Genomic DNA, 11,907 nt, shown 5'->3' with positions numbered 1-11,907 from the left:
AAAAATAGAGTTTTACTATTTTTGCAAAAAAAAAATTCACGATTATGAGCGAATTCCATACGCTTGCCGTTTCCGAAGTAAATAAAGAAACTCCAAACTCCGTTTCCATCACTTTTGATGTACCCGAAAAACTAAAAACTGAGTTCGCTTTCAAGGCGGGACAATATATTACCATCAAACATCAAAAGGATGGAAAAGAGCTACGCAGAGCGTATTCCATTTGTTCTTCGCCCAAAAGCGGAATGCTGAAGATAGCTGTAAAAAAAGTGGCTAAAGGAGAATTTTCAGTATTTGCGAATAATGGACTGAAAGCTGGCGACCTGCTACAAGTGATGCCACCAACGGGGAAATTTATTCTAGAACCAAATTTAAAAAGCTATGTAGCCTTTGCCGCCGGAAGCGGAATAACTCCGGTACTGTCATTGATAAAAAGCACTTTGGAAGAAATGCCCCAAAGCAGTTTCTTATTAATTTATGGCAATCAAAACGTTGAAGAAACCATGTTTTACAGTGAAATTTTGGAGCTTCAAAAACAGTTTCCCGATCGTTTTGCTGCGGAATTTATTTTCAGTAGAAAGGAAGAAGAAAATTCAAAATTTGGAAGAATTGACCGCTCCATCGTTAACTTTTTTCTGAAAAATAAATATAAAGAGACTACTTACGAAGCATTCTATTTATGCGGCCCCGAGGAAATGATTGATGAAGTTTCCGCAACCCTGAAATCCAACGGAATCAATTCAAAGCAAATTCACCACGAACTTTTTTCAACTGCCGAAAAAGGGCTTTTGGTTGAAATGCACGATGGTTTTACAAGCGTTACTGTAACACTAGATGACGAAGAGGAAACTTTCCAAATGCCGCAGACCAAATCTATACTTGAAGCGGCGCTGGATGAAGGTTTAGATCCGCCCTATTCCTGTCAAGGTGGTATTTGTAGTACTTGCATCGCGCGTTTGAAAGAAGGAAAAGCAGAAATGCGCAAAAACCAAATTCTCACCGAAGCTGAAATTGCAGACGGTTTGATACTTACTTGCCAAGCGCATCCAACAACTGCTAAAGTGGTTGTGGATTATGATGATGTTTAAATCCCCCTAACCCCCGAAGGGGGTATTCTCAACCGTTTATAAATAGGCCCCAAGGTTTTAAAAACCTTGGGGCCTTTGATATTAAATTAAGCTTTTACGATAAAACTTCCTTGATTTTCAAAATTACAATTTCTACAGAAATGGTTTTCATAGCATCTTCATATCCTTTCGGAAAGTTATTTCCATAAATAGAAGTAGGAATTAGTGGATATTTTTTATGATCGGCAAGAAGTTGATTAGTGTCAGGCTGGTTGAAGGGCACAAAACCCGCATACGGATGTGTTACGCCCCAAAGTGTAACTACTGGTACGCCGTACATTGCCGCCAAATGGCCATTACCACTATCCATAGAAAGCATTAAATCTAAGTTTGAAATTAATGCGAGTTCCTCTTCAAAAGTGAGTTTAGCAGCAACGTTAGTAACGTTTGCAAAAGGATTTTCTAGTTTCTGAAGTTGCGCCATTTCTTTCTTTCCGCCACCGAAAAGGAAAATTCTGTATTTGTCGGTTTCGTCTAATTTGCGGATTAGTTCAGCCATTAAATCCAACGGGTACATTTTACTTTCATACGCCGCGAATGGGGCGATGCCAATCAGTTTTTTTTGTTCAATTCCTAAAAGTCCGTTTAGTTTTGGAGTCAATCTTTTTTTTGGTGGCGCAGCGTATTTTTCTAAATCTATTGGAAAACCGAGCTTTTCAAAAACATCGGCATAGCGCTGATGTGTTGTTTTTAATTGTGAAATATTTTTTCCTTTGGAGGAAATCAATACTCTTTTTTCTGTTCTGCCTTTATTTATTCTTGCGGTTTTAAATCCCTTAAATTTTAAATATTTCGTAATAATTTTAGAACGTAGCACGTTGTGAAGATCTGCCACAGCATCAATGCCATGTTCCTGAGCTTCCTTTGCAAGTTTTATTAATCCGAGGCGTTTGTGCTTTCCGTAAACATCTGCTTCCAAAAAATTGAGGTTGGCAATTCCTTCAAAAAAAGGTTTGAAAAAAGAACGGGAAATTACGGTAATTTTCAAATCGGGATAGGTTTGCGCCAAAACACGAATTACCGGAACGGTCATAGCCACGTCGCCCATTGCAGAAAGGCGGATTACCAATATGTGGGTGGCTTTGGGCATCTTGATATTCCCCCATTTGGGGTTATGGGGCTTTATTACCGCGAAGCACAGGATTCAACTCATCGTCATTATACATTTTCATCTGCTTGTAGACTTTCATATATTTTCTGCCATGGGCAATATCGTCCAGCAATTGATTGATTGCAGTGCTCAAATCTACACGTTGTTCCAGCAAAATATTCAGTTTTGCTTTACAGGCTATTTGGTGTTCTTGACTTGCTTCAATGCGGTTTGCTTCTTCATTCATATGGTACACCTTCAACGCTAAAATTGACAGTCTATCAATTCCCCAAGCTGGGCTTTCCGTATTAATTGTAGCATCGTCTTTTACATTTGCTCCCTCAAATTTTTCGAGGAAATAACTATCAATGTACTCAACCATATCTGTGCGGTCTTGGTTTGAAGCATCTATTTGCCGCTTTAATTTTAGAGCACCAACAGGATCTATATTCGGATCGCGGATAATATCTTCATAATGCCATTGCACAGTGTCTATCCAGCATTTACGGTACAACAAGTGTTCTATTAAATCGCTGTCCTTATTGTATGGATTTCTAAACGGCTGATCCACGGTATTTACCTCGTGGTATTTGTTTATTACTTCTGCGAAGATTTTGTTTGCTTTGTCTGAGAACATATTTTTTATTTTGTGTCTTCGGCTCCGCTCAGACACCGACAGTTATTATCGGGTCATTGAGCGGAGCCGAAATGATTATTTTTCTAAAATGTGCAAATATTCAAAAGTTTCTGAAGCTTTGTGGTTTCTGTTTTCGGTTTTGTCTGCTTTAAAACGTTGGTATTTTTTTGTTTTCAACGTGTATTTTCCGAAGCGTTCCATTACCGTTTGCACTTCTTTTTGGCTCATTAATCCTTCGTTATTATAACTTAGAAAAATGTATTTGAAGTGTGCATTTTCAATCAATTCCTCAAAACTTTTAAGTACTTCGCCGGTTTTGCACCAATCGCTTTTATAGTAATCGCGAAGGCCGGTTTTTCCCTTAGGTACAAAGGTATCATATTTTGCAATAGTATTCAGCAAATGATAATTTGCGCCGTATTGACGGGCGTTGTATGGTGGGTCTAAATACAGAATATCGCCTTCAATCTTCTTTATAAGTGCATTGCTGTCCTGCTGAAAAACTTCATGGGTGTTTCCTGTTTGCTGAAAAACGGCAGGTTTGATAACCAATTTTTTTGCTGCCGAAGTTTTTATATGTTTTAAGTACGCGCCATAAACGGAAGCGGTATTCGCCACTTTATCCGCGCTTTCCAGCAAGGAAGCTAATAGAAAATAATATTGGTCTTCCGTAATTTTTGAAGTTTTTTTCCATGCTTCAATTTGGGTACGAACGGCATCAATCTTCTGTCCGTTTTCTGAAGTGAAATAGTTTCTTCCCGCCTTTCCGGCTTCGGAATAATTCTGAAATATGAAACCTTTTTTTCCGTTGATAGAATTCAATTCATTTAAGAAATCTTCGAATTCTAAGGCAGTATTATTGCCGATGTAATTTCGGTTCAGCACGAAACTGTAATATTCTACGTCGTTGGCAATTACTTGTTTTACGTGAGTTTTGAAGTTTCTGCCCACAATTCCAGTTCCTGCAAAAAGATCGCAGAATATTTTTTGTGAAAGATCATTTCCGCAGATTTCGGTAACTGTTTCAAAAATGAAGCTGGAGAGTTTATGTTTAGAGCCTATATAGTTCAATTTTTGTCTGCTTTTAAGTCTTCGGAAGTGTATTTAAAAACATTTCTGGAGTAAGGATTGCGAGCTTGCTTTTTTTAAAATCTTTGCCATTTCGGGTTAAAATAATTTTTATCTCTTCTGAGCTTTGAGCAGCAAAGTTTTGAAGTGCATCTTCAAAATCCTTAAATTCTGAATGGATTGCCGAAAGTACAGTTTGTTTATCCATGGAAAGCACATCAATTATAGTTAGCAATTGTTTCAACTTTTCAATTACCATTTTGTGTGTGGCTTGTTTTCTTAAAATATAGTATAGATTACTTATAATTACTGGGGTTATATATGCTTTCAATTTTTGGTTTTCACAAAGTGATAATACTTGAAAAGCTTCCGAAGAAAAGGGTTTTCTATCAAACAAAAAGTCTAAAAGCACATCACTATCCAATAAAACACTATCCATTTTTCAAGTGTTTTTCTGCGATGGCGTTCTCCAATTCTTTTTTATAGTCAAAATTTTCAGGTTCTTGAAAACTACCCAATAAAGACGCTGCAATTGAACCGTGAACTTTATAATCTGGCTGATTGCTTGCGGTGATTGTTTTAAAATAATTCTCCACAAGATCTGATAGACTTCTGCCTTTTCCTTTTGCATAAGCCTTTGCTTTTTCAATGACTTCTTGCTCTATAGTAAGGGTTAGTTTGGTGTTCATTGGTGCTTGATTTATAAATTATTTCAAAAATAATAAAATTCAAACACACGTGCAATAAATATTTATTAATACGTGTTTTTGTTCTGAATTATATTCAACGTAAAACCCAAATAACATCACTTAACGTTGTTTGTCCCTCAACAAAAGTAAAGGAATGAAGCTGCTCGCTCTTAAAACCCGCAACATATTTTTCAATAGCTATTTTAAGCATTGAAATTTCGGCCTTCAGTTTCCAGTGTTCCTCGTTTTTATCATAAACAACAATGAAAAGACGGTTTTTGAAATGATGCCGTTTCTGCGTGCTTTGGTTTCTGTAAAGCCATTCAATTAATTCAGCTTTGTGGTTTTGGGCGTACTCAAAAGTCTTTTGAAATTGCTTCGGAAAGACCGATGTTTTATGGTCAAAAGGTATTCCATGGAGATAGAAATCTTTTTCAGAATCTTTAGTTTCAGATACAGGTTCAATGCCTTCTATTTCTGTGAAAATCTGTTCCACGGCTTGCGCGCTCCAGAAATTGTACCATCGGTTTGCGGCGTACTGAAAGATTTCATGCTTTTCAAAAGCATGCGTTTCCGCTAGAAGGGCAATTTTCTGAATGAGGCTTTCCCAATTGGGCGTTTGGTAAATAAAGTTTGTGTGGTTGTCCCAAGCGTCGTTCTGTTTCCGAAACCATTTATAGGAATATTGGTGTCTTTGCTTCAGTTCGTTTTCAATATTTTGCAAATTCAAAGTCATACTAACAAAAATACAAAAGGCAGCAGCACGACTATCCAAAGCATAGTTTCTTTAAACCAAAACTCTGTAGGATCTTTTTCGCGATAGATTTCCGTGTTCGAACTTTCAATATAATTGGCACTAATAATTGCAACGGGAGCCAAAATAAAAAGTACCTCAGCACCCGTTTTTTCGGAAGCTCCCAGGGTGATAAACAAAGCAGTAATACTTACATAAAGCAACAGAAGGTGGCTTGATTTTTCCTTTAAGGGCAGTGCAGATATTTTCAGGATTCTGTGAACTGAAGTCCAAATATACAATGCCAGAATAATTGTTACCGGCACTAAAATAGAAGCCGAGTTATAAGCAGAAAAATCAAAACTTACATCATCTTTCCAATTCAAGAACCAAGAAAAACCATCGCTAGTAACTAATTGATAGGCGGTATTAATAATTATAACTGCAAAAAAACCCGTAAAGGGAACCAACATTTGTTTGTAATTTGAGTTGGGTTTTTGCACGATTGCAATCCAAAGCGGGATAAAAAATAGAAGACTCCAAAAATGAAATAAGGAGGCTACGCTAATCCAAAGACTAGCATCAAAGATTTTCCTTTCGGAATTTTTATCGCTTTGCAAACTCATTATTCTCCGAAGTGCCAGAAGAAGAAAAATATTCGCCAAAAGCATTGTATGCTGAAGAAAAGCTACAGGCAACATTACCAAAAAGCAAGTAAAAAAAAGAATTGCGTAAGTATTGTTTTTGGTCAAATGGTTTTTTCGGATTATAAAATCTAAAAGCAACATACTCAAGACGCTAATAATTATAAAAGCCAAATGGAGCACTAGAAGGGACGGAGTTATAAAAATTTCACTGTGTGAAATTGCACCCAATAAATACCCCGCAATTATAAAAACACCAAGAAGCAAATAATTTATGGGGTTAGATTTTCCAAAAAAGCTTGTCAGCATACGGTGTAATTTTATATTTTTGCTTTCTAAATATTAAAGATATGACTTGGAAAGGTTTTTGGGAAGGAATCGCTTCTCTTTTTGAAAATGTTCTTTTTATCCCTTATGATGCTTTGAGGGAGATTGATAGTTGGTGGCTTGCAAACATTTTCTCTTGGGTATTTTTGCTTATTGGGGCTGCTGCTTTTATTTATTGGCTGAGCAAGCTGAAAAATTTCAACGAAAGCACGGAAAGCACTTATACTTTCGACGAAAATCCTTGATTTTCTAAAGGTCGAAACCTATATCATTACGATACTGCATCCTGTCAAAAGATAGTTTTTCTATATTTTGATAGGATTTTTTTAGTGCCTTTTTGAAATCATAATCCAAAGAAGTCACCGCCAAGACACGCCCACCGTTAGTAAGAATTTTACCGTTTTCAGCTTTTGTTCCTGCATGAAAAACAATGGACCCTTCCACATTGTCCAAACCTGAAATCTCTTTTCCTTTCTCATAACTTTCGGGATAGCCGCCAGAAACGAGCATTATTGTTGTAGCGGCTCTTTCATCAATTTCAATAGTGAAATCGTCGAGTTTTTGATGATAGGTAGCTTCAAATAAATCTACCAAATCTGTTGTGATACGTGGAAGGACAACCTCGGTTTCAGGATCGCCCATACGCACATTGTACTCTATAACATAAGGTTCGCCTTTCACTTTTATCAAGCCAATAAAAACAAACCCTTTGTAATCAATTTTTTCTTCGGAAAGACCGTTCACCGTGGGTTTAACAATTCGTTCCTCGATTTTTTTCATCAGAACTTCATCTGCAAAAGGTACTGGCGATACGGCACCCATTCCGCCCGTATTCAATCCTTTATCGCCTTCGCCGATGCGCTTATAGTCTTTTGCTGTGGGAAGTATTTTGTAGTTTTTACCATCAGTCAAAACAAAAACGCTGAGCTCTATTCCGTCCAGAAATTCTTCAATTACTACTTTAGAGCTTGCTTCACCAAACTTACTGTGGGTAAGCATATTTTCAAGTTCCTCTTTGGCTTCATTTAAATCGTTTAAAATTAAAACCCCCTTTCCGGCAGCCAATCCGTCAGCTTTTAAAACGTATGGAGGATTCAGCCTATCTAAAAATACTTTTCCAGCATCTAAAGATTCCACAGTAAAAGTTTCATATGCGGCGGTAGGGATGTTGTGCTGCATCATAAACTCCTTTGCGCGCTGTTTGCTGCCTTCCAGCAATGCACCGCGTTTTGACGGCCCTATGAGCATCACATTTTTCAATTCCGGAGTTTCGGCAAAATAATCTGCTATTCCCTGTACCAATGGATCTTCGGGACCAACAATCACCATTTCAATAGTATTTTCAACAACACATTTTTTCACTGCTTCAAAATCTGTTACCTTTAATTCAACATTTGTTGCGATGGTTGCAGTACCGGCATTTCCGGGTGCTACAAAAAGTTTATTACAGCGTTTGCTCTGTAAAATTTTATAGGCAAAAGTATGTTCGCGACCGCCAGAGCCAAGGATGAGAATATTCATATTTGAAATGTTTTGTTTCGGTGTCAAAAATAATTCATTTTAATGCCAAAACAAGGTAATAAAAAATAAAAGGTCGTGCTCCTCAACGGGATTTCTCCAACTGGCAATTTCCGAAAGTTTAAAATGAAAACTTTCGGAAATTGAGTTTCAGTAAATTTGTACCTTGAACCGCTAATTAATTTGAAGCGAATTAATCTTTCAGAAAAATTTGTTTTCGATATTAAAATAATAGGCTTTTGAGACTTTTCGATATTTCCCTTTTTCTGAAACGGTTTCCTATTAAAAGGGCCAAAGACGAATTGCTTCACATTTCTGCAATTAATGAAGCAGATTACGAAGCATTTTTAAATGCGAAAAAGGCGGAGATTGTAAATTATCACTTAAAGTACAATAATTTTTATCAAAGTAAAGTAAGTGAGGGTTCTACAAATTGGGAATCACTTCCTATTTTGAAAAAAACAGATTATCAAATTCCGCTAAAAGAGCGGCTTTCAATAGATTTTTCGGAAAAGGATGTTTACATAAACAAAACATCGGGTTCCAGTGGTAACCCCATCCGTTTTGCAAAAGATAAATATAGCCACGCTATAACGTGGGCGTATCATATAGAACGATTTGGCTGGTACGGAATAGATTTTAATAGCTCCCTGCAGGCGCGTTATTACGGAATTCCGTTAGATACCATTGAAAATAAAACGGTGCAGCTAAAAGATTTTTTGGCCAAACGGTACCGATTTTCAATAAACGATCTTTCTGAAAAAGCATTGGGTGAAATGTTGGAGGTTTACAAACAAAAACCCTTTGATTATATAAACGGCTACACTAGCAGTATTGTGCTTTTCGCAAAATATTTGAAAGAAAAAAGTATCATTTTAAAAACTGTTTGTCCCACTTTAAAAGTTTGTATTATAACTTCCGAAATGCTTTTTGAAGATGATAAAGTTCTGCTTGAAAAACAGCTGGGCGTCCCAGTGGTTAATGAATACGGCTGCTCTGAAGCTGGTGTTATTGCATTTTCAAATCCTGATGGGGAATGGGAAGTTGATTCCAAAACACTTTTTGTGGAAATTTTGGACGAAGACGGTAAACCGCTCCCATTGGGTGAAGAAGGACGGATTATTGTTACATCCCTTCACAACAAAGCACATCCATTTATACGTTATGAAATTGGCGATTACGGAGCTTTTAGCGAAAAAAGCACTTTCAAAAAACCGATTCTAAAAAAACTGACCGGCAGAACCAATGATTTTGCAATACTTCCCAGCGGAAAGAAAGCAGCCGGAATGACCTTTTATGTTATCACAAAAAAAATAATGGAAGAGAGTGGAAACATAAAAGAGTTTAAAGTGGTTCAAACAAAGATTGATACTTTTAAAATTAATTATGTAAGTGAAGAGCCATTAACTCAGGAAAAGAAGAGCTTTATTGCAAAAACACTTGAGCAATTTTTGGAGTCCGGATTAACTTTTATATTTCATAGGAAAGAGCAATTGGATAGAAGCGAAAGTGGTAAACTGAAGCAGTTTGTTTCTTTGGTAAAATCGTAATTTCTGGATAGGTGCAAAAAAAAATTCTTCTTATAACAAATTATTTTCCACCTGAAAAAGGCGCTGCAGCAAACCGTCTGCAAAGTATTGCCATTGGTCTGGGAAAAGCTGGCTATTCAGTAACGGTAGTGTGCCCTTTGCCCAATTACCCCAACGGAAAAATCTTTGAAGGCTATAAAGGAATATTCTCTTTTTCGGAGAATGTTTCATTCGGGAGAATAGAGCGATTGTGGGTTTGGCCCAGCAATTCTACAAACAAATTTGTGCGGCTACTGTCCATGTTGTCATTTTCAATTAGCTTAGCTTTGTTCTTTATATTTAACAAAACTCCAAAAAAGATTTTTATTCAATATTCACCTGTATTCATAGGTTTTACAGCCGTTTGTTTGGGGCGTTTATTTTCAAAAAAAATCATTCTAAATGTTTCAGATCTTTGGCCTTCGGCAGGATTAGAGATGGGGATTTTAAATAGAGGTGTCTATTATTCCCTCTTGTTGAAAATGGAACGCTATTGTTATCGGAGCGCAGATTTGGTTGTGGGCCAGTCTAATGAGATTCTTCAACATATTTCGAATTATGAGAAACACAAACCAAGTTTTTTATATCGAAACGTTCCAAATATCGCAACACCTGTAATCACAGAACTATCTACTTCTGAAGAAATTAAAATAGTTTACGCAGGTTTATTGGGGGTGGCGCAGGGTATTTTTGAAATCTGCCAACAAGTTATATTTCCAAGGAACGTAAGTCTTCACATCTATGGCGCCGGACCCGAAGCTGAAAAACTTCAAAATTTACAAAAGCAGAACGTGTTTTTTTATGGTGAGTTGGACCGGGAGAAATTACATACAGCGTTGCAAAATTATAACATTGCCTTCATTCCATTGATAAAACGAATTTATGGTTCGGTTCCATCAAAAATCTTTGAATATACACGTTTGGGGCTGCCTGTACTTTATTTTGCAGGTGGAGAAGGTGGCCATATTGTTAAGAAAGAATCGCTAGGATGGGTTTTGCCCGTAAATAATTTTAAAGCACTACAAGGATTTATAGACACAGTTTCTGAAGAGGAATTAAAGCGATTTCCAAAAAAAACGGTTCAAGAGAACTCCATTTCTGCTTTTAATTTCAGTGAGCAGTTTGAAGCATTCATCAATTCAATTGAAAGTGTTTAGTATGCTTTCTCCTCGCCGCGAAGCGCGTTAAATACAGTTTGGAACACAATTTTAATATCGAGGAAGAGACTCCAGTTTTCCAGATAAAAAATGTCGTATTTAACTCTGCTTATAATATGGTTATCATCTTCTACCTCGCCACGAAAACCACTTACCTGAGCCAATCCAGTAATCCCTGGTTTGATGAAATGGCGCACCATAAATTTATCTATTCGTTCCGCATACATATGTGTGTGGCTTACCATATGCGGACGTGGCCCCACAACGGACATATCTCCCTTTAAAACATTTATAAACTGTGGCAATTCATCAATACTGGTTTTTCGGATTATTCTTCCTACCCTGGTAACGCGAATATCTCCTTTTGAAATTTGATGAAGATGCGCCATGGGGTTTGGCTTCATTGATCTAAACTTATAGCAATAAAATTCTTGGTAGTCCAAACCATTGCGTTTTTGTTTAAAGAAAACAGGACCCTTGGACTCCAATTTTATCAAGATACCAAGAAGTGGCGTGAGCCAAGACAAAATGCCTATAATAATCATCAACGACAGTACAATGTCAAAACTTCGCTTTAAAAACTTGTTGAAAGGTTCATCCATTGGTATTTTGCGCATGGAAAGTATTGGCAGTACACCGTAATAGGTAAAGTCCAGTTTCTTACTATAAATCTCTTTGTTGTCGGGTAGGAATTTCAGGATTTTTAGGTTGTTATCCGCGAAATCCATGAGCTTGATCAAATCCTTATTGCCAATTTCGGCTACAGAAGAATATACTTCATCTATTTCTTCTTGTAAGATATAGTCCATGCATTCCTGTATGGTTACACTATTTGGCCCTTTTAAGTCGAAGGTTTTGTACAATTTGTACCCATACACCGGATTAGTCGTAAAAAACTTGCGCAACAGATCCGTCTTTTGGTTCAGGCCGATAATAACCACTTTCCGAACATTTCCACCTAAGTGTAATCTGTATTTTTTCAATAGGTAATAAATGCCGAATTTTACAATGGCAATGCACAGCAACACCAAAAGAATGTAATTGAATATAGTAGATGCGGAGGTTTCTAAATTATTATAAAAGCCAAAAAAGGAGAAAACAATCAAAACAAAAACTACACCTTGTTTGCCAATCAACGACATAATTTTGGAAATGTGGGTGAAACGATAAATTTCATAAAACCCCGAACGTAGCGAGAGCAGTAACCAAGCAACGGTTAAATAAATAATGTAATTGAAAAACGGAAAAGGTTTGGCAAAAAATTCAAAAGCAAAATAATAGACAAAGAAGAGATCTATTCCATAGGAAATAGGCCGCAACAATCCTGAATATCTTCCGCTTTTAAACATTCT

13 protein-coding genes are annotated in these 11,907 nt (G+C 36.8%); 4 read left to right on the top strand and 9 right to left on the bottom strand.

Annotation, left to right across the window (positions count from 1 at the left end):
* Positions 1-44 precede the first annotated feature (44 nt).
* On the top strand, positions 45-1,085 hold the full coding sequence (locus ESV24_RS03825; RefSeq protein WP_111815340.1) for a ferredoxin--NADP reductase: 1,041 nt from the start codon (positions 45-47) through the stop codon (positions 1,083-1,085).
* Between the two features lie 94 nt (positions 1,086-1,179).
* Here the strand turns inward: ESV24_RS03825 and ESV24_RS03820 are convergent, their stop codons facing one another.
* The 7 genes from ESV24_RS03820 to ESV24_RS03790 form a co-directional block, all read right to left on the bottom strand.
* Entirely contained in the window at positions 1,180-2,214 is a 1,035-nt protein-coding gene (locus ESV24_RS03820) for a glycosyltransferase family 9 protein (RefSeq protein WP_111815339.1), read from the bottom strand.
* A gap of 22 nt (positions 2,215-2,236) precedes the next feature.
* Entirely contained in the window at positions 2,237-2,851 is a 615-nt protein-coding gene (locus tag ESV24_RS03815) for a DUF4254 domain-containing protein (RefSeq protein ID WP_111815338.1), read from the bottom strand.
* Between the two features lie 75 nt (positions 2,852-2,926).
* Positions 2,927-3,922 carry a DNA adenine methylase gene (locus tag ESV24_RS03810; protein ID WP_111815337.1) on the bottom strand — a complete coding sequence of 332 codons (996 nt, stop codon included), beginning with the start codon at positions 3,920-3,922 and terminating at the stop codon, positions 2,927-2,929.
* Positions 3,923-3,935: 13 nt separating this feature from the next.
* Entirely contained in the window at positions 3,936-4,358 is a 423-nt protein-coding gene (locus tag ESV24_RS03805; protein ID WP_111815336.1) for a type II toxin-antitoxin system VapC family toxin, read from the bottom strand.
* Positions 4,351-4,608, bottom strand: a complete 258-nt coding sequence (locus ESV24_RS03800) for a DUF6364 family protein (RefSeq protein WP_111815335.1) — start codon at positions 4,606-4,608, stop codon at positions 4,351-4,353. The genes ESV24_RS03805 and ESV24_RS03800 overlap by 8 nt, the downstream gene beginning before the upstream one ends.
* Before the next feature lie 94 nt (positions 4,609-4,702).
* On the bottom strand, positions 4,703-5,332 hold the full coding sequence (locus ESV24_RS03795; protein WP_249041579.1) for a hypothetical protein: 630 nt from the start codon (positions 5,330-5,332) through the stop codon (positions 4,703-4,705).
* Between the two features lie 8 nt (positions 5,333-5,340).
* The gene (locus ESV24_RS03790) at positions 5,341-6,294 is read right to left on the bottom strand and encodes a DUF6427 family protein (protein ID WP_111815333.1); all 954 of its coding nucleotides are present in this window, start codon (positions 6,292-6,294) and stop codon (positions 5,341-5,343) included.
* A 41-nt stretch (positions 6,295-6,335) separates the two neighbouring features.
* Between ESV24_RS03790 and ESV24_RS03785 the strand changes: the two genes are divergently transcribed.
* Positions 6,336-6,557, top strand: a complete 222-nt coding sequence (locus ESV24_RS03785; protein WP_111815332.1) for a DUF6341 family protein — start codon at positions 6,336-6,338, stop codon at positions 6,555-6,557.
* Positions 6,558-6,561: 4 nt separating this feature from the next.
* Here the strand turns inward: ESV24_RS03785 and purD are convergent, their stop codons facing one another.
* Positions 6,562-7,833, bottom strand: a complete 1,272-nt coding sequence (gene purD, locus ESV24_RS03780) for a phosphoribosylamine--glycine ligase (RefSeq protein ID WP_111815331.1) — start codon at positions 7,831-7,833, stop codon at positions 6,562-6,564.
* Between the two features lie 236 nt (positions 7,834-8,069).
* Between purD and ESV24_RS03775 the strand changes: the two genes are divergently transcribed.
* On the top strand, positions 8,070-9,380 hold the full coding sequence (locus tag ESV24_RS03775; protein WP_111815330.1) for a phenylacetate--CoA ligase family protein: 1,311 nt from the start codon (positions 8,070-8,072) through the stop codon (positions 9,378-9,380).
* Positions 9,381-9,391: 11 nt separating this feature from the next.
* Positions 9,392-10,555, top strand: a complete 1,164-nt coding sequence (locus tag ESV24_RS03770) for a glycosyltransferase family 4 protein (protein WP_111815329.1) — start codon at positions 9,392-9,394, stop codon at positions 10,553-10,555.
* Here the strand turns inward: ESV24_RS03770 and ESV24_RS03765 are convergent.
* Positions 10,552-11,904 carry an exopolysaccharide biosynthesis polyprenyl glycosylphosphotransferase gene (locus tag ESV24_RS03765; protein ID WP_111815328.1) on the bottom strand — a complete coding sequence of 451 codons (1,353 nt, stop codon included), beginning with the start codon at positions 11,902-11,904 and terminating at the stop codon, positions 10,552-10,554. The genes ESV24_RS03770 and ESV24_RS03765 overlap by 4 nt on opposite strands.
* Positions 11,905-11,907: the final 3 nt, after the last annotated feature.

Source organism: Aequorivita lipolytica, from assembly GCF_007997135.1.
GTDB lineage: Bacteria > Bacteroidota > Bacteroidia > Flavobacteriales > Flavobacteriaceae > Aequorivita > Aequorivita lipolytica.
This window is presented reverse-complemented; position numbering and strand designations above follow the sequence as displayed.